The organism is Streptococcus mitis, assembly GCF_001579035.1.
In the GTDB taxonomy this organism is placed as follows: domain Bacteria; phylum Bacillota; class Bacilli; order Lactobacillales; family Streptococcaceae; genus Streptococcus; species Streptococcus mitis_J.
This window is the reverse complement of the sequence record NZ_KQ970285.1, coordinates 86,136-104,142: the sequence shown is the minus strand read 5'-3', so window position 1 is coordinate 104,142 and position 18,007 is coordinate 86,136. Positions and strand designations below refer to the sequence as shown.

The window sequence follows — 18,007 nt, the reverse complement described above, 5'->3', positions numbered from 1 at the left end:
TATTCATATATTTACTCCATAAACATAAAAATAATTCAAATTCCTCCAATTTGTGCTATAATATAGTTGAAATGATAAATTAGGAGGAGCTTATGATAAAAGATGAACGTATACTTGAATTGATTGAAATTATCAAAAAGAAAAAAGAATTGCCGTAAAAGAGCTGGCAGAAATCACTTTCTCCAGCACAAGTACCTTACGTCGTGATTTAATTTTCTTAGAAAATCAAGGTCTTATCAAAAGAAAACACGGCTATGTAATCCTATCCTCTATGAACACAATTGAACTTTCTCATCAAATACGGGAAGGAGAAAGTACTAGGCAAAAAAGATTGATTGCTAGTCTCGCTAAAGACTTTATTCGGTCAGGTATGTGTATTTATCTGGATTCCAGTACGACTGTCTACGAACTTTGTCCCTATCTGGCTGAACTAGATAATTTGATTATTTTTACAAATGGTTTACATACTGCACAAACCTTATCTGAAAACGTTAAAGATAGCTCCAAAATCTTTATCACATCTGGCGAGGTCAAACATCAATCCTGTTCTGTCATCAACTACGATAAGGAAAATTCTTTATTAGATCATTTTAATATCGATTTAGCATTTTGTTCAGCAAGAGGTATTGATGACCACTATGTTTATGAAGCTTCTCTCAGCCAAGCTATTTCAAAAAAGAATATTATTGACAAAGCCCATGAAACCATCTTACTGATTGATAGTTCTAAATTTTACAAGACTGGATTTTTTAAAATTAATCCCCTCTCCAAATACACAACCTTTATTTCTGACACCTTGCCAGATCAAAAATTATTAGACGCAGTAGAATTATTTGATGGAGAATGGGTTTCTGATAGTCAATGAAAATCAGATAGGAAGCTAGTCTCAGGTTGCTCAAAGTACAGATTTGAAAACTGATCAAGTCAGCTCGAAACACTGTTTTGAGGTTGTAGATAGAACTGATGAAGTCAGCTCAAAACACTGTTTTGAGGTGGTGGATAGGACTGACGAAGTCAGTCACATATATACGGAAAGGCGAAGCTGGCATGATGTGAAGAGATTTTCGAAGAGTATTCGTTCTGTCTGCTGACTGATTTACAAATATTCACCACATGACATTATTTTCTTAGCAACCCCAAAAACAGAGGCTGGGCAAATACCCAATTTCAGGAGAAAACGGAGTAAATCTTCCCACAATAAAACGCATAATATCAAGGGTTCTGCACACCTGATATTATGCGTTTTTCTGAATTTAAATACTTTTTTGCTTAGACCTTATATTTCAAGCATTAAGCAATGTTGATGATCTAAATTTGTTGTGGTATAATATTTTTGTCATCGGTTACCGATTACGTTCCTTACGGTTCGTGAAAGGAGGTAAAACTAATGAGCCTTATCATAGAGCTCGCTCTTACTATTATAGCGGATGTTATAGCTGGAGTTATCTTGTATTTCGTCTGCAGATGGCTAGATAGTAAGGAGTAGACCGAGTGACTAGTCTATCAACACCCGTTAAATCGCTAAGATACGTCAAAAAAGCCCTTAACTACGGCAATAGTTAAGGGCTTTGGTGTTCTAATGAACCTTATCAATTAACTATATTCTAGCATATAATCTACAATAGTTCAAGCATTAAGTGAGGTTGATGATCTAAATTTAGTGTGGTATAATACTTTTGTCATCGGTTACCGATTACGTTCCTATGGGTTCGTGAGAGGAGGTGAAACTAATGAGCCTTATACCAGAGCTTGCTCTTACTATTATAGCAGATGTTATAGCTGGAATTATCTTGTATTTCGTCTGCAAATGGCTAGATGGTAAGAAGTAGACCGACTGACTAGCCTATAAACACCCGTTAAATCGCTAAGATACGTCAAAAAAGTCCCTTAACTACTGCAATAGTTAAGGGATTTGGTGTTCTAATGAACCTTGCCTATCGATTTTATTCTAACATACAGGTCCAGATATTTCAAGAGTTTTATTTATTATTTAAAATTCCTTAGTTCTGAAAGGTATTTGATTTTTCATCAATTCATTTAAAAATACTATACAAATTTCTTACATTTTCCATAAGTGTGATATAATGGACTCAATAAGATAACTTGTGAAGGATAAACGCTGGGTCCCAGAATGGGGTAGACTGAAAGGTTGAGCATTCCTATGTGCCTGGGGTTATCTTTTTATTTTGATTTTTTAAGGCTCTCTACAAAGTTTAGAGGGTCTTTTTCTATTCCTGTAGAATATACCAAAACACCCCTTAACTATGGCAGTAGTTAGGGGGTAGTATTCTAATGAACCTTATCCGATAAAATTATTCTAACATACAGATCCAGATATTTCAAGAGTTTTATTTATTTTTTAAAGTTCTGGAAAGGTCTATAATAAAATTAGCCATCTAGTATCAAAAAACCGACTAGCTCCTATGAACTAGTCGGTTTCTCATCAATGCGCCAACATTTCTTGGGCGATTTCTTGTCCAGATAGATTATCTGGGTAATAGGTTGGCCAGTTGTCCATTTCTTCAAATAGAGCTTCTTGGCTTGTGCCTCCAAAGAAGATATGGAAATGTTCTGCCTTAACTGGGGCAATATTGTGGTCACTAAACTGAACATATTTGAATTGTCCAGCATCCGCATCTGTCGCTTCAAAAAGGAAGCGCACGCCACGATTGCCTTTCTTGTAAGTCAAGATTTTTTTACCGACATACTTGTAAGTATATTTCTTACTTTGTCCACCTTGAACAAATTCCATAGTATTATCAGTAATGTTAATCTTAGTGACATCTGTCTGATAGCCTTTGGTATAGTAAGTCTTGTACTCAGCCTGGGTCATCTTACCAGTCAACTTAGCCTTGTAGTCAAAGACTTGGTCAAAAGTTCCATCTTCAAGGAAAGGATAAACTGATTGCCAGTTACCTGCATAGTCACTCAAGGTGCGGTCTTTGACGTCTGCATCCTCAAAGTAACCGTTTTGAACTGTCTTGGTATCCTCTGCCTTTTCAGGTTCGATAGCTGGACCTTCTTGGTCTGTTGTTTGTTTCAAAGCTTTGAGGTTTTTCTCCATGATAGAGATGTAATTTTCTCCCGCCTTGGTATCCTCTTCTGTCAGACTTTCTAAAGGATTGAGGACATCTGTTTTGACACCTGCCTCTTTTGAAAGTGTGTTAGCAAGGGCTTGTGAAGCATTCTCTTCAAAGTAGATATAGGCGATTTTATTTTTCTTGACGTACTCTGTCAATTCTGCCAGACGAGCAGCTGATGGTTCTGCATCTGGAGAGAGGCCTGAGATTGCGACTTGTTTGAGTCCATAGTCCAAAGCAAGATAGTTAAAGGCTGCGTGCTGAGTCACAAAGCTCTTTTGTTTAGCTTGAGACAAGCCTTCTGCGTAAGCCTTATCCAAGGCTTGTAATTTTTCGATATAGGCAGCCGCGTTCTTTTCAAAGGTTTCTTTTTTATCAGGATAATCTGCTGACAAGCTATCACGGATGTGCTCTACAAGTTTAATGGCACGAACTGGTGATAACCAAACATGGGGGTCAAACTCATGGTGATGGCCTTCTTCTCCATGGTCATGGTCTCCCTCTTCTTCCTCACCACCTGGCAAAAGCAACATATCGCCTGTCGCCTTGATGGTTTTGACCTTTTTCTTATCCAAGGTATCTAGCAATTTAGGAACCCAAGTTTCCATGTTTTCATTTTCATAAACGAAGGTGTCTGCGTCTTGGATTTTGGCAACTGCCTTGGCAGACGGTTCGTATTCATGAGGTTCTGTACCAGCACCGATGAGGAGTTCTACATTAGCAGTATCTCCTGCGACTTGCTTGGTAAATTCATAGACAGGGTAAAAGGTTGTCACGATATTGAGTTTGCCATCTGCCTGTTTTTGATTGGAACAAGCCACTAAAAACAAGGCACATAGACTGGCGAACAATAAGCTAATTTTTTTCATCTTAGTCTCCTATTTGATAAAACGTCTTACTAAACTAATTAGCAAGAAAACAGTTACAAAAATAATAGTAATACTTGCACTTGCAGGTGTTTCTGCATAGTAGGAAATGTAAAGTCCTGCTACCATTCCCAAAAATCCAATAGCACTGGCAAGCAACATAACCGATTTAAAGTTTTTCCCCAGACGCAGGGCAATACTAGCTGGCAAGACCATAATGGTCGATACCAGAAGAGCTCCTGCTGCAGGAATCATAAGGGCAATGGCCACCCCCGTCACCATGTTAAAAAGAATGGACATGGTACGAACTGGCAAGCCATCCACAAAGGCCGTATCCTCATCAAAGGTCAGGATATACATTGGACGAAGGAAGAGGAAGGTCAAAATCAAAACAACCGCCGCAATGACAAAGAGGGAAAGCACCTGCTCCTCACTGATAGTCACGATTGAACCAAAAAGGTACTGGTCCAAACTCATAGAACTCGAGCTTTTACCCTTGCTCATGACAATCAGAGAAACAGCCAGACCTGTTGACATGAGGATAGCCGTCCCGATTTCCATAAAGCTCTTGTAAACCGTACGGAGATACTCCAGAAAGATCGCCGCAATCAAGACAATGGCAATAGTAGAAATAGTTGGAGAAATCCCTAGTACCAGACCAAAGGCTACACCTGAAAGAGAGACGTGGCTGAGGGTATCACTCATCAAACTCTGACGGCGCAAGATAAGGAAGGTCCCCAATACCGGCGAGAAAAGACTCATGGCAATAACGGCCAGAAAGGCACGTTGCATAAAGTCATAAGATAACAAACTAAGCATGGCCCACCTCCTGGTCATTTTCATGAACGTTGAAACAACGCCATGGCGAGTCTTGGTTACGGACTAGATGAATATTGCGATCCGCATAATCCTTAACTTCTTCAGGGTCATGGGTAATCATCAAAACAGCCTTGCCATGATGATGGGCGCTGTGGTGCATGAGTTCATAAAATTCATTTTTACTTCCTGCATCCATCCCCGTTGTCGGCTCATCTAGGATAAACACATCTGGGTCAGAAGCAAACATACGCGCAATCACCGCTCGCTGCTTTTGTCCTCCAGATAGAGACCCTAAGCGTTTGTCTCGGTGTTCCCACATACCAACTGAGTCCAAACTAGCCTTGATATGCTCCTCATCATGAGCATTCAAACGACGGAACCAACCCTTTCGTGGATAGCGACCGGACTTGACAAATTCATAAACCGTACTTGGAAAACCAGCATTAAAACTGGCAATCTGTTGAGGAAGGTAGGCTATTCTCAATTTCTTACCTTGCGTATTTGTCTTTGAAATGGTCACCCTACCAATGCGTGGTTGGAGGATCCCAAGACTGGCCTTAATCAGTGTCGTCTTAGCTGCCCCATTTTCCCCTGTCAAGGTAACAAATTCCCCACTATCAACACTATAATTGATATGTTCAAGAACAGGCTCCTTATCATAATAGAAGGACAAATCCTCTACCGTAATATATCTCATTATTTGATTTCTCCTACTAAAGCAGTCAAAAACCGCTGGATCACTTTTTGTTCATTTGGAGTAAACTGAGTCGCCACTTGTTCATAGGTTAAAAGCGTATGCTCATGGTGATGATGGTGCTCCTCAGCGATTGGACGAGCCAAGTCAGTCAACTGATAAAAAATCACACGCGCATCCTTAGGATCTTTAGATGTTTCCAACATTCCTTCCTTGACCAAAGACTTAATGGCCTTGGTAACTGCAGCCTGACTGACATTGAGACGACGGGCCAATTCTGAATTTGTTAAAGATTCCTCTGACAAAAGCATGAGGATATGCTCCTGAGTATTGGTCAGGGCCACCTCGCTAGTGCAATGACCTATTAGGATTTCATGCTGATTTTCAGCTCTTAAAATAACCTCATTTAAAAATGTGTCGATTTCCTGTGCAAGCTGTCTCATGTATTACTCCTTTCCCATCCCTTCTTCTCTATTTCTAAGAGAAAACCATTTTATTAACCGGTCATTTACTGGTTCATTATATCATAATCTAAAAAAGAGTCAAGAAAAAACGTGAAAATAGGCTTCATTCTTGAACTCTTCTGTCATTCATCTACTGAAATTCCTTGACATCTCCATCATAAGTCGCCCAATCTTTGCTGAAAAAGCGCTCATTCAGATGATAAGTCGGAGCTGGTGTAGGATTAGATAGGAAAGGATCAACTGCCTTGTCAAAAGCCAACCAACCCAACCAACCAATATGAATTGTATCTTTTACAAAATAAGGTTCAGCACCATTTTTTGAAAAATCTGCTATATTGGTAAAACCTTGGCTTTCTAACTGGTAACGAATCTTTTCAACTGCGTGTTGATACATATCTTGATTTAATCCTGTATAATCCATCCATTTTTTATTAACAGGTTGAATCACAAATAATACATTCACTTTTGAATTCGCAAATTGATTTAAGACTAATTGCAAGTCATTATATTCAGATGATTTTAGAAAATTATAATTTTTCTGATAATCCTTCCACTTTTTTAAATCTTTCTTTACTTGCGTATCATAGAAACGATTGTCCATCCCCATATCATTATTCGTGGTATTTGCTTCAGCATCTTTTACAGCGATTTTTCTCAATGCATCGTAGGAAAATTTATCTGGCAGGTCTTTTAAATACTTCTCCACGCGATCTCTATATTTTTCTCCATCATTCACTGACAATTGTCCAAATAGAAATGATTGTTTTTGGTTGAATCGTGCCAATGTATCTATGAGTGTCTTATCTATTTCTGAAAGTTGCTCACCCTCGGTTATTTTTTTGACTATATCTCCCAATACTACATTAGGATACTTTTTCATTAAACGCGTAGCGGCGTAACGACTTGACACATCTCCAGACTGATTTTCCAAAAAAGCACCCAATTGATCCGTGTTAAAATACCTACGAAAAACTGCAGGTTCATACTCCGTTTCTGTAAACCACTGAGGAGAAATAACAAAAACAGCTTGTTTATTTTCTAGCTCTGGCAATATTTGCTGCATACCAAAGTACTGATTTAAAGAAGCTGCTCCTGCTTGTCCCAAAAAATAGGGTCTATACGAACGATTGTACTTCTCCGCTAAAACAGCTGGATGCATACTATCAAATCGAATCCACTCACTAGAACCAAAAAAGGGAATGAATCGTAGACTTGGATCCGAAAGAGCTCTCACTTTCTGAAATCTTTCTCTGAAACTTTGTGTACTAATCGCTGCTGCATATCGTTTTTCTTCTGATAAATTATAACTTTTACTAGTAGGATAAAAGAAAATGAGCAGAAAAACCAACAAACCAGCTATCAAGACCGGTCCGAAGATCATCCATAAGCGTTTAAGCATTTTGTAGCTCCACAATACCAGCTATGATTTTATTAGCTGTATTCCAGTCATCGCGACCAAACTCTGTTACAGGGACACGAATGTCAAAACGGTTTTCAATCTCTACAATCAACTCAACCGTTCCCATACTATCCAAGACACCTGCATCAAAAAGATCTTCATCCATCATGTCAGAAACATCTTCCATAAACAACTCATCAATAATTTCGATAACTTCTGATTTGATATCCATATTTTATTTCCTTTTATTTTTTAAACCATAGATCATTCAAGAATCCAGAAAAGATTAAGAATGACAGCATGACGACATGGAAGGTGACAACCATGCCAAGCAACTGAATCCAGCGATTCTCAGGTAGGGCAGCTTTCCCTGCTTTCTTCCGTTCCTTATTGAGCGTTTTTTTCTTGCGAATCCAAGCGTCATTGATAACCAAGCCCAGTCCATGAAAGAGGCCATAAGCTATATAGTACCAGGTCACTCCATGCCAAAATCCCATAATCAGCATATTTACAATGTAGGCCACACTTGAGGTTACATTGCGATTTTTAAAGACCTTCTTTCTGGTCAATACCATCACCATTCGCATAAAGACAAAGTCACGGAACCAGAAAGACAGACTCATGTGCCAACGATTCCAAAACTCCTTTAAATCCCTTGATAAAAAAGGCTTGTTAAAGTTGATAGGGCTACGGATTCCCATTAAGTTTGAAATGGCTAAGGCAAACATAGAATAACCTGCAAAGTCAAAGAAAAGTTCCAGACCAAAGGTATACATAACCGCTAAAGCATAGAGATTAAAGAAACCACCTGACTGCAGGGCTAAATTCTTCAAAGGAGGCAACAAGGTCTCTCCTAAAACATGAGCTAGGATAAACTTGTACAAAAAGCCCCACATGATATAGCGAACAGATTCATCCAGCATATCCATCAACTCATCTCGCTCAGGAATGGTCTGATAATTTTCATTAAAACGCTTAAAGCGATCGATTGGGCCACCTGAAAAAGTCGGCATGAAGAGAAGAAAACGGAGGAATTCCCAGAGGGTAAAATCCTTAATCACTCCATCTCTCAGCTCGATGATAATCCCAACCGAACGAAAGGTCAGGTAAGAAATTCCCAAGAACCCAAGCAAAGACTGCGTTCCATTGATAGCTGGTTGCACCTTGACAAAGATAATCGGAAGTAGGGACAGAAAACTAACTAAGTAAAAGACCCACTTGCCATCCTTGCTTTTTCGATAATGCTTGTAGAAAAGCAGGAGCAATATTTCCCAGCAAAGGTAAATACCCAAGGCAGCTAGTTGATTAGTCTTCCCACCTACCAGCATGGTAACGATAAAGAAGAGACTAACCAATACCTCGTACCAGGCAAAGCGTTTCTTGAAAAAGAGGCCTATAAAGATGGGCAAGGTTGCAACAATCACATAGACAAAATACTGAGGATTGCCATATGGCTCTAAATGAGGAAGCTGTTGAAAGAACTCCATCATCTCTTGTTCACCTCGTTAATCAATCCTTTGATGTCAATTTTTCCATTTGGAGTCAGTGGCAAACTGTCTCGATAAAGGAATTTAGACGGCATCATGTAGGACATCATGATGTCTGTCAGGTCTTCCTTGATAGCCTTGGTAATATCAATATCTCGCTCAAACTGCTCACGAACACCGTCTTTCAAGATGACATAAGCCAATAGATTTTGCACCTTGTGGTCTTTATTATAACGTGGCACAGCCACAGCAGACTCGATAAAGCGAGACTTATTTAGGTTTTGAGAGACATCTTCTAACTCAATGCGGTAACCGTTGAACTTAATCTGGAAGTCCATGCGTCCGCCGTAGAGAAGTAAGCCCTCATCTGTCATGGTTCCCACATCGCCTGTGTGATAGGCTGGCAAACCTTCAAATTCAAAGAAGGCTTCCGCTGTTTTTTCAGGATTATTCATATATCCTTTTGAAACAGCTGGCCCAGAAACAATGATTTCTCCCTGTTCGCCATTTGGCAGTTTATTTCCTTCCTCGTCAATGATAAAGGTTGGAGAATCAGCCTTGGTATAGCCGATTGGTAGGCGTTTGAGAGTCGTCAACATCTCGTCTGTCACAGCAACTGCTGACAAGGCTACTGTTGCTTCTGTTGGACCGTAAGCATTGATAATACGGGCATTTGGGAAACGCTTGCGCAGTTTTTGAGCTGTTTTAACCGTCAATTCTTCGCCATCAAAGTAGAAATGCGTGATGCCAGGCATTTTCTCACTGTTGAAGTCTTCAGACAACATGGCCATATCTGCAAAAGAAGGCGTTGATGTCCAGATAGCGATTGGCAATGAAAAGATGGTCGCAAAGAGTTGCTTAAAGTCCTGAGTGATGGCTGCAGGAAGAGCGAAAAGTGTACCACCAAGTGCTAATGTCGGTGCCCAGTACATGACAGATAGATCAAAAGAATAAGGTGGTTGAGCCAGCATTTGCGGACGACTTGGCGTCGCAAATTCTTTGTCCGTAATCATCCAGTTGGTAAAGCTGAGGAGGTTATCATGTGAAATCTGCACTCCCTTAGGCTTACCAGTTGTACCAGAAGTAAAGATAATGTAGTAGTTATCATCGCCCTTGACTGGATGCGTGATCTCATAATTATTCCCTTGAGCAAAGGCTTCTTGAACCTGAGCCAGAGTCATCATTGGCGTCGAAACTTGCTCTAATGAAAAGTCTGAGATGGCAATAATCAAGCTTGGCTCTGCCACTTCTAAAATAGCCGAAACTCGCTCCAAGGCCGAATGGCTATCAATTGGAATGTAGGCGTGACCTGACTTAGTCAAGGCTACAAAAGTTGCCAACATTTCATATTCTTGGCCACCAAAAACGACCACAGGAGACTTCTCAGGCAAGCCTAGTTGGTCAATGGCTGTAGCTAAACTATCCGAATCAGCCTTCAAATCTCCATAAGTATGTTCCTGCCCCAAAACATTGTAAACAGGGTAGTTAGGCTGTGTCTGAGCAAAATGCTCAATGGTTTCAATCATATCTGCTATTGGTTTATTTGACACAATAGGGATTCTCCTTCAAGTTAAAATTCATTATAGATAAAGCTTCCTTGACCCTGACCAAGATAGCTAAAGAAGTAAAGCAGCCCTAGAAAGATAAGAAAATACAAGGCTGTCCGACCAAGAAAGAGGTACAATTCTTTTCTCTGTTTCATCAAGAAAAACCATTCATTTCTGTAATTTTTCGCTAAAATAAGAGTAATTCTTACTAGCTTATTTTTCTACCATTGTACCACTTTATATAGTATTTTTTCAATTGTTTACCGTAGATTTTCAATAGATTTCAGTTTATTTTAAGGATTATGCAGTTTTTCTATGTATATTTCAAATAGAGTGATCCTGGGCAAAAACTCAATTTCAGTAGAAAATGAAGGGAATCTTTCCATAATAAAACGCACAATATCAAGTTTTTTCAACACCTGATACTATGCGCTTTTCTGATTTTTAAAGACTTCTTACCCGGTCTCTCATTTAAAATAATCTCGTCTGATATAAATTAAAATAGCTTCTATCATCAGACAAATGGCTGATAGCCAAAAACTTATGCTAATACCAAAACTCTCAGTAATATAGCTCATTAGCAAAACAAATACTGAAAATGCTAATGTCGAAATCACTTCAAGAACGGAATAGACATTAACCAAATGATTTTCCTCTACTGTTTCCTGAAGAAATACACTTTCAGGAACTTCTTTTAGCTGCGATAACATACCAACTAAAGCTGAAAATACTAAAAATATCTGTGCATTTGGAAAAAATAGAATAGTCAATGTCACTATTGCCATGGCTACAAGAGAAAAAAGAATACTTTCCCATTTAGAAGCAAGAAACTTTTCAGATAGCCTAAAAGCAATTAAGCCACTAATTATAATCCCAATAGAATATGCTGTATTAGAATATCCCCAGTAACTTTCCGTTTCATTTAATAACTCAGTTACAAAGACAAGTATGATAGACGAAACCCAAATCGTATTTGAGAAAATTTCCAATAAATTTGCTGATACAAAAAGTCTTAATCTAGGATCTCTAGCAACTAACTTCCAACCTTTGAGCAAAATTTCAAGATTAGTTTCTGACTCTAACACCTCCACTTCAGCGTTAGGAAGAAATAACATCAGAAAGCTAGAAATGATATACAACATTAAAATTATAAACGTGGTAGGTAAAAGACCAATTGTTGCAAACAAGAGTCCACCTAATCCCCAACCCACTAACTGAACAGCTTCACCACTCATTGATAAGGCTGAATTAGCCTTACCCAAATCGGTCGCATAGCGTGGCACAATAGCATAGGAAACAGGTGCTGCAAAACCATCTAATATTGAAATTGCCACAACAAATAGATAGGTCACCAAAGGCGCTACTGATTGCATTAGTATAAACATCCCTACCAGTATCGCCAATAATATAGTCTTTCCAAATTGGGATAAAGATAAAACCCTATTGAGCGCTATCCTTTTAGTAACTAAAGGAACTAAAAGACTCGCAACAAAAGAGGATATCCCTATTAAAATGGGAACTAGTGATGTGGCAATTACTGATTTTGAAATAATGTATATGTTAGCAATGATTGTTACTCTAAAGAAAATATCTGCTAAATTTGCAAACAATTGAGAGACTAACAACTTGATAAATGAATTAGACATATAACGCTCCCATAACATAAAAATATTTAACTGATGAATGGTATAGTAGACTTTATTTGATAACTATTTGACACAAGATTAGGTGGTCAGAAATTGAATTTTTAACATTCCAACTTAGCCATCGTTTTTAGTTTTCACATCTTTAAATCAGCTAAAACAATCCATAACATAACACATATATTATAGCTGACAAGATGCCGAACAAGTCTATTTATTTTATTCTATATTTTCCCAAATCAATTACTTGATTATAAACCGTTTCTGAATCAATATGATGAGCAACTTCAATCAAAATGATAGGCAACTGCAAAAGTAACTGGCGCACTTGATATGCATTGTCCTTGTCTAAGGATGATGTAACCTCATCTGCCAACACAATGTCTTTTTGTCGAAGCAGACAGCGAACTAATTCAAGTCGTAAACGTTGTCCACCTGAAATGTTTTCTCCATTATTTATCAGTTGATAATCCAAGATATTGGTGATTTCATTCATTAAGCCAACTTGTTCTAGGCAACAGAGTAATTCTTTATCTGAAATCTCCTGTCCTAATGTTAAATTTTCTCGGATTGTCCCATGTCTGAAAAATGGATTCTGAGAGATATAAGCGACATTCCCTTGATAATGAGTAAATTCTCGACCTGATTTATCACGTACGATAATTCTACCACTATTCGGACTTATCTTTCCTGCTACCAACTGTAGGAGAGTTGACTTTCCGGTACCACTAGCTCCCTTTATTAAAACTTTACTTGGCTTAGTTAATCTAAGTGACAAATCATAAAAGAGCACTTGCTCTCCAACCTGTTTTGAAACGCCCTCCAAAACTAGCTCAGCTAAAGATTCGACTGTCGGATATGATGTTTCTAAACAAGATTCTTCCAATAATGAAAATATTTTTTCTTTCACTGTTTGCGATCGCTGTATATCAGATATGCTATACATAATTCTTTGAATAGGTCCGCTAAGATTCATTGTAGCTATATACATAGAGACCAAACTAGCTGTTGTTAACTCTATACCACTCTTTTGTAATAAAAGACCAAGTGCAAGAGGTAGTACCTGACTAAGGAATTCTAAAGGACCATTGAAAAAATAAACGACATTGCTAGTCCATTCATTTTTCCAACGAGCATTCTCGTAACACTCGTTGTTTTTTCTCATCTTAGCAAAGTTTTCTTTACTAGCGCCATAAAAATATATCGTATCTGCTCCCTTAAAAAAATCTCCTACAGATAGATGAAAAGCTTTTTGCATTTCCGAAAAATTTGCACCACTTTTCATTAAACGATTATTCATTACCCATTGAGGTAATGGTCGAAGAAAAGAGAACACAATAAAAACAAGACCAAGCCAAAAATTTTGCACCAAAATAAAAACAATCGTTGTACAAAGTATAAAAACTCTTCCAACTATCATATCCAGGGGTAAAAAGAAGCGATTATAGAGCAGTTCCATATCTTGTGTAACAATTGAAACTTTTTCATCATATACAACATTTTCCTTCAAAAATAGTTTCTTAATAAGCTGATCTTTTAAACGAATTTGTAGATGACGCTGCAGATTATTACTGACAAAATTTGCTAGCAACATCGTGCTATAAAAAAACAGGTGTAAACACAGACCGTATAAAACAAAGTATGAAATTGTACCAATTGTAAGTTGCTCTTCACGAATATTCAATAGCTTATCCAATAACAATGGCTTTATTAGAGCCATTCCGCTATTCAAAAGCACTCCTATTAAAAAATAGATAAAAATATTAGTTTTAATGTATTTTAGAAATTTCATAAATAAGCCTATCTAAAAGAAAGCGAATAGATATAAAAGCCTCAGTCTAAAAGTTATAAACAAATTAACTCCAACTGAGACTATACAATAATTTAATTAACCTATATATGATGCTGTTTATTAAGAGTGATTATTTTTACTATTGAAAAATAATTCTCCTGTTTCACTTTTCTTTCTTAAAATATATGGAGATAGAACTTGCATATTAAATACCTCAAAATTCATAATTATGGTGACAAATTCGAAAAATCCTATCGCTCAAATACAATGAACTGATAAAACAACCGTAATTGAAATTTCTAAAGACAATTCTACCAAAATATTATTTCGAGATACTTCCTTTCCCATATCTGCACACTACCCTTTATCTGCTAAAATTTTTTCTAAATGTCCCTCATAATTCTTTGCCAAATGGTTACTTCCCGCTAATTTCATTGCTCCAATACACTTCCTCATTTCAATAATTGCTTTGCAATCCGTCTCTTTTTTATAGCGATATAGATATTGGGCATACTGGAATACCAGCCGTTCATAAATTTCAGTTTCAGTGAAAAAGCATTGGTTTAGTCGTTTTTCAAAATACAAAGCATCAAGAAATTTTCCTCTTTCAATACATGTGATATATCCGTTCAATAGCATAGATGAAATCAGTCGTCTATTATTAGGAATTTCTTTATAAAAATCAGAACGTCTGGACATCTCTCTAGCCAAAACCATAAAGACATCGTGTTTTAGGACATCTAAAGTATTTGAAAAAATCAATAATTCATAGTATCCCCAGTATTCAACACTAAAGAGATAGTCAGTTAGATAAGATAAATCATCACCAGAATAATAAGCTTCTCCAGATAAATCTTGTAAACGAATTTTTAATAAAATAATGTTAAGCTTATGAAATTTCTCTTGTTTAGAATCTGACTCCATCTGAGAATAAAGTAGTTTTTTCAACCCATCAACATCATGATTTGATACAAAATGCCTAATCTTTGATAAGAGTTCGTTCAGTTCATCACGATGAAAATCATGAACAGCATACATAAATTCATCAATAGGCATGTTAATTTCATCCAAAATAGCCATAAATTTTGAAATGGTTAAATCAGTCTCTCCCTTTTCAAAACGTGAGAGCTGTGATGTTGATATACCAGCTTTTTCGACATCTTTTAAGCGAAACCCTCTAGATTCTCGAAACTTTTTAAAAATTTCTCCAAATTTTTTCATAATATCTCTCCAACAAGCATATATGGGAACAGTTTTTGATTTTTAATATTTTAGCATAAAATAGAAGAAAATAAAAGTGAGGTATTTCACATGAAAAAGCAAAAACTATTGTCTTTATTCTTCCTACTTTTTGAAGGAATTATTATTATCGTTGTTGGCTAGTACTAAGAAATTAGTTACTAAAATACTTACATCTTCAATCGAAAAAAGAGACTGGAGAAAAAGTCTTAAAAATCAGAAAAACGCTCAAATCCTTTGGTGCTCTAAGCTTTTCTAATGATAGACAAAGTCTGAAAAGCTCTCAGAATCGTTGTCTCAGCACCAAAAATACGTGAAATTTGCATAATTAAAATAAATTTCAGGGGGAGTTATACAAAAAAACGACGATTTAAATCGTCGTTTTACTGAGATAAATATCAATCTTTTTTTGAAAATACGTCTATTTATTTTTTATTGTTTTTTATTGTAAAGTAGACCCAACCGAATGAACATAGGTTGTAAAAAGCAAATGAAAAAATTGCGAGGATAATAGCTTCTGTGTCTAAATAACCCATTTCGAGACCTCTTTTCAACAACAACAAGCCTGTAGTTTCGACAACGATCAAAAATAAAAATATTAAAAAAATTTTCGCATTAAGCATATTGTTGCCGCTTTCTTTTTATTTGGTTTTATTGTATAACAAAAGTTGAAAAAAATCAAAAATACAAAGGAGTTTCCGTTATGTCTAAGATGTTTAAATGCATGTGTTTGCTAGTTATGTCTGTTTTCTGTATGTCTAGCATTTCCCCGTCGCTTGTTGTTTTTGCTGATGATAGCTTATCGGCAAACTCTAAAGTTGTATCTGGTGAGGCTCAGTTTGAGAATGGCTCATCAGTGCGGTTCGGAGATACGCAAGTAAATATTTTAAGCGATGAAGTTCTTGAGGTTGTCAATCCAGATGGAAGTGTAGACACTATTGAACGACGTGCTGACGGCGTTCTATATCAATGGGGCATTTTATATGGCTTATCAAAAGAATGAAATCGACCTAAATATATCTTTTAGATCATACGATCCTAATGTTTGGAATTACGTCAACACAATACATGGGAATAAACAAGCTAACACATTCGCTAACTTCATGATTGGTTCTGAAATAAGTTATATGATTGGTAAGATAGGTGCTGTATTGGGGGGTCCGATGGGGTGGCAATAATTGGTGGATCATATTTTGGTATACAAGCTTATCAGTCTTACTTGGATTCACAAAGCCCATATCCATACTACATAACAAGTACTTATATCCATGTTGCCCAAAGAAAATGGAAGTTTATCACTGAATACTATAGAAACTCAGACTATACTGGGTATGTAAAAACCGTAACAACCTACGTGAATTTCTAAAATATAAACCCTGCCTAGATATAAAGGACGAGGGTTTAGTTATTTTAGTTAATTGCTCAAGTAATTTGTAAGCATAATACTTGCGAAACTCTATTTGTTCAAGCGGTTCAAAAGCTCTTGTTTTTTATCCTCAAGCTCAGCTCTCCTTTGCTCGATTTCTTCACGTTTTTGGGCGATTTCTGCTTGCGCCTCGGGAGTTTCCAAAGTGCCTTGTGACTTGTGAAATTCTACTAGCATATCAACGATTTTTGGGTCTAATTCGTTGACATAATCAGGATTTGACCATTTCGGCACGTTGCTTGCAGGTGCTTGCTTTTTGCCGCCTTTTTTGGGCGTTTTGGCTTGTTGTTCAGCTTTCTGACTGTAGTTGACCTCGTGGAATTTTCGTGCTTGATATGATGCGTTTTATTATGAGAAGATTTACTTCATTTTTTGCTGAAATTGGGCTCTTGCCCAAGCTCTATCAACATAGTTGTTTTCCAAATTAGAAAAGTGAGAATACAAGCACGGCCAAGGCTGCACCAATAACAGGTCCCACAACAGGAATCCAAGCGTAAGACCAGTCTCCGTCTCCCTTGTTTGGAATTGGCAAGATGCTGTGCATGATACGAGGACCGAGGTCACGCGCAGGGTTCAAGGCATAGCCTGTTGTCCCACCTAGTGATAGACCGATACCGACAATCAAAGTCCCCACCGCAAAGGTTCCGATACCTGCCTGAAAATCGTAAAGACCCAAAGCAAAGATTGTCAAGACCAAAACAAAGGTTCCAAGGATTTCACTAATCAAGTTTGATACAGTATCTTTGATAGCTGGTCCTGTGCTGAAAGTAGCCAAAATATTTCCTGCATTTTCTTCTGCCTCATAGTGAGGTTTGAATTGCAACCAAACCAAAATCTGACCCAGCATAGCCCCTGCGAACTGGGCTAAGATATAAGGAAATACGGAAGTCCAAGGCAAACCACCTTTCAAGGCCACACCTATAGTCACAGCTGGGTTTAAATGAGCTGGACTAAGTTTTCCAGATACAAATACTGCAACCGCAACTGCAATCCCCCACCCCATGGTAATCACAATCCAACCTGAACTGTTGCTCTTGGTTTTAGGAAGAACCACACCTGCAACAACACCATTTCCTAGAAGAATCAGGATTAAAGTTCCCAAAAATTCTCCAAATAATTCATTCATCATCTTTCTGTCTCCATTAAAAATAAGAGGCGGGCGGCAAGGAGTCCTGTCCTCCACCTCTTTTATTTTTTCTTAATTTTTTAATTCTGCTAAATCGTTATTAGCGAGAGCCGCTTCGACATCCGCACGGTAGCCTGCTTTTTCTTCTTCTGTCCAGTCATAGAATCGTCCCATTTCATCCAAAACTGGCTCAACGATACTATCCAAACTATCACGCATAAAGAGCATATGGTTGGTACGACGAAGAAGGAAGTCAACTGGGCTAAGTGCCAACTCATTGCGCATTGCATAGTGAAGTGACAATGTATCTGCCAAGCTGAGTCCTGGTGCTTGTTCCAAACTATGAGCAAGAGCAAAGACCTTCGGTGCATTTGAACCGTAAAGATTTGCTAGGTAATGAGCTTCCTTGCTATCCAAACCACGTG

Annotated in this window: 16 protein-coding genes and 1 pseudogene; 2 read left to right on the top strand and 15 right to left on the bottom strand. The window is 37.6% G+C overall.

The features are described from left to right. The first annotated feature begins 148 nt into the window (after positions 1-148). Positions 149-865, top strand: coding sequence for a DeoR family transcriptional regulator (locus tag SMIDD26_RS00525; RefSeq protein ID WP_134990067.1), 717 nt, complete (start codon positions 149-151; stop codon positions 863-865). Between the two features lie 1,578 nt (positions 866-2,443). Here SMIDD26_RS00525 and adcA read toward each other — a convergent pair. The 12 genes from adcA to SMIDD26_RS00465 all read right to left on the bottom strand — a co-directional run bounded on the left by adcA (position 2,444) and on the right by SMIDD26_RS00465 (position 15,012). Continuing rightward, on the bottom strand, positions 2,444-3,949 hold the full coding sequence (adcA, locus tag SMIDD26_RS00520) for a zinc ABC transporter substrate-binding lipoprotein AdcA (RefSeq protein WP_061438593.1): 1,506 nt from the start codon (positions 3,947-3,949) through the stop codon (positions 2,444-2,446). Positions 3,950-3,958: 9 nt separating this feature from the next. Continuing rightward, on the bottom strand, positions 3,959-4,765 hold the full coding sequence (locus tag SMIDD26_RS00515; protein WP_061438592.1) for a metal ABC transporter permease: 807 nt from the start codon (positions 4,763-4,765) through the stop codon (positions 3,959-3,961). After that, positions 4,758-5,462, bottom strand: coding sequence for a metal ABC transporter ATP-binding protein (locus SMIDD26_RS00510; RefSeq protein ID WP_023941156.1), 705 nt, complete (start codon positions 5,460-5,462; stop codon positions 4,758-4,760). The genes SMIDD26_RS00515 and SMIDD26_RS00510 overlap by 8 nt, the downstream gene beginning before the upstream one ends. Beyond that, positions 5,462-5,902, bottom strand: a complete 441-nt coding sequence (gene adcR / locus SMIDD26_RS00505; protein ID WP_049511334.1) for a zinc-dependent transcriptional regulator AdcR — start codon at positions 5,900-5,902, stop codon at positions 5,462-5,464. Before adcR ends, SMIDD26_RS00510 begins: the two co-directional genes overlap by 1 nt. Before the next feature lie 151 nt (positions 5,903-6,053). Next, positions 6,054-7,322 carry a D-alanyl-lipoteichoic acid biosynthesis protein DltD gene (gene dltD / locus SMIDD26_RS00500; protein ID WP_061438591.1) on the bottom strand — a complete coding sequence of 423 codons (1,269 nt, stop codon included), beginning with the start codon at positions 7,320-7,322 and terminating at the stop codon, positions 6,054-6,056. Further along, positions 7,315-7,554 carry a D-alanine--poly(phosphoribitol) ligase subunit DltC gene (gene dltC / locus SMIDD26_RS00495; RefSeq protein ID WP_000351967.1) on the bottom strand — a complete coding sequence of 80 codons (240 nt, stop codon included), beginning with the start codon at positions 7,552-7,554 and terminating at the stop codon, positions 7,315-7,317. Before dltC ends, dltD begins: the two co-directional genes overlap by 8 nt. A 13-nt stretch (positions 7,555-7,567) precedes the next feature. Beyond that, positions 7,568-8,812, bottom strand: coding sequence for a D-alanyl-lipoteichoic acid biosynthesis protein DltB (gene dltB, locus SMIDD26_RS00490; RefSeq protein ID WP_061438590.1), 1,245 nt, complete (start codon positions 8,810-8,812; stop codon positions 7,568-7,570). Further along, positions 8,809-10,359 (bottom strand): D-alanine--poly(phosphoribitol) ligase subunit DltA, encoded by a 1,551-nt coding sequence (dltA, locus tag SMIDD26_RS00485; protein WP_061438589.1) that lies wholly within the window; start codon positions 10,357-10,359, stop codon positions 8,809-8,811. The genes dltB and dltA overlap by 4 nt, the downstream gene beginning before the upstream one ends. Before the next feature lie 20 nt (positions 10,360-10,379). Further along, on the bottom strand, positions 10,380-10,511 hold the full coding sequence (locus SMIDD26_RS00480) for a teichoic acid D-Ala incorporation-associated protein DltX (protein WP_000813667.1): 132 nt from the start codon (positions 10,509-10,511) through the stop codon (positions 10,380-10,382). A 312-nt stretch (positions 10,512-10,823) separates the two neighbouring features. After that, the gene (locus SMIDD26_RS00475) at positions 10,824-12,002 is read right to left on the bottom strand and encodes a ryptide export MFS transporter (protein ID WP_061438588.1); all 1,179 of its coding nucleotides are present in this window, start codon (positions 12,000-12,002) and stop codon (positions 10,824-10,826) included. Positions 12,003-12,213: 211 nt separating this feature from the next. Then, positions 12,214-13,791 carry an ATP-binding cassette domain-containing protein gene (locus tag SMIDD26_RS00470; protein ID WP_061438587.1) on the bottom strand — a complete coding sequence of 526 codons (1,578 nt, stop codon included), beginning with the start codon at positions 13,789-13,791 and terminating at the stop codon, positions 12,214-12,216. Positions 13,792-14,148: 357 nt separating this feature from the next. Next, positions 14,149-15,012 (bottom strand): helix-turn-helix domain-containing protein, encoded by an 864-nt coding sequence (locus SMIDD26_RS00465; protein WP_061438586.1) that lies wholly within the window; start codon positions 15,010-15,012, stop codon positions 14,149-14,151. A gap of 772 nt (positions 15,013-15,784) precedes the next feature. On the opposite strand from SMIDD26_RS00465, the pseudogene SMIDD26_RS00455 reads away from it, so the two are divergent. After that, positions 15,785-16,396, top strand: a pseudogene (locus tag SMIDD26_RS00455) (hypothetical protein). 90 nt (positions 16,397-16,486) lie between these two features. Here SMIDD26_RS00455 and SMIDD26_RS00450 read toward each other — a convergent pair. From SMIDD26_RS00450 to SMIDD26_RS11130, 3 genes are all read right to left on the bottom strand, one after another. After that, positions 16,487-16,690, bottom strand: a complete 204-nt coding sequence (locus SMIDD26_RS00450) for a hypothetical protein (RefSeq protein WP_001127305.1) — start codon at positions 16,688-16,690, stop codon at positions 16,487-16,489. A gap of 190 nt (positions 16,691-16,880) precedes the next feature. After that, complete coding sequence (locus tag SMIDD26_RS00445; protein WP_061438584.1) at positions 16,881-17,585, bottom strand: MIP/aquaporin family protein; 705 nt, start codon at positions 17,583-17,585, stop codon at positions 16,881-16,883. Positions 17,586-17,654: 69 nt separating this feature from the next. Beyond that, a partial coding sequence (locus SMIDD26_RS11130) for a glycerol-3-phosphate dehydrogenase/oxidase (RefSeq protein ID WP_246746832.1) occupies positions 17,655-18,007 on the bottom strand: 353 nt, incomplete at its 5' end.

What these genes read in the sequence shown, in the direction of transcription:
- adcR (WP_049511334.1), bottom strand. Translation starts at nt 5,902, where the DNA reads ATGAGACAGCTTGCACAGGAAATCGACACATTTTTAAATGAGGTTATT.
- SMIDD26_RS00510 (WP_023941156.1), bottom strand. Translation starts at nt 5,462, where the DNA reads ATGAGATATATTACGGTAGAGGATTTGTCCTTCTATTATGATAAGGAG.
- SMIDD26_RS00445 (WP_061438584.1), bottom strand. Translation starts at nt 17,585, where the DNA reads ATGATGAATGAATTATTTGGAGAATTTTTGGGAACTTTAATCCTGATT.
- dltD (WP_061438591.1), bottom strand. Translation starts at nt 7,322, where the DNA reads ATGCTTAAACGCTTATGGATGATCTTCGGACCGGTCTTGATAGCTGGT.
- SMIDD26_RS00475 (WP_061438588.1), bottom strand. Translation starts at nt 12,002, where the DNA reads ATGTCTAATTCATTTATCAAGTTGTTAGTCTCTCAATTGTTTGCAAAT.
- dltC (WP_000351967.1), bottom strand. Translation starts at nt 7,554, where the DNA reads ATGGATATCAAATCAGAAGTTATCGAAATTATTGATGAGTTGTTTATG.
- adcA (WP_061438593.1), bottom strand. Translation starts at nt 3,949, where the DNA reads ATGAAAAAAATTAGCTTATTGTTCGCCAGTCTATGTGCCTTGTTTTTA.
- SMIDD26_RS00465 (WP_061438586.1), bottom strand. Translation starts at nt 15,012, where the DNA reads ATGAAAAAATTTGGAGAAATTTTTAAAAAGTTTCGAGAATCTAGAGGG.
- SMIDD26_RS00480 (WP_000813667.1), bottom strand. Translation starts at nt 10,511, where the DNA reads ATGAAACAGAGAAAAGAATTGTACCTCTTTCTTGGTCGGACAGCCTTG.
- SMIDD26_RS00515 (WP_061438592.1), bottom strand. Translation starts at nt 4,765, where the DNA reads ATGCTTAGTTTGTTATCTTATGACTTTATGCAACGTGCCTTTCTGGCC.
- SMIDD26_RS00470 (WP_061438587.1), bottom strand. Translation starts at nt 13,791, where the DNA reads ATGAAATTTCTAAAATACATTAAAACTAATATTTTTATCTATTTTTTA.
- dltB (WP_061438590.1), bottom strand. Translation starts at nt 8,812, where the DNA reads ATGATGGAGTTCTTTCAACAGCTTCCTCATTTAGAGCCATATGGCAAT.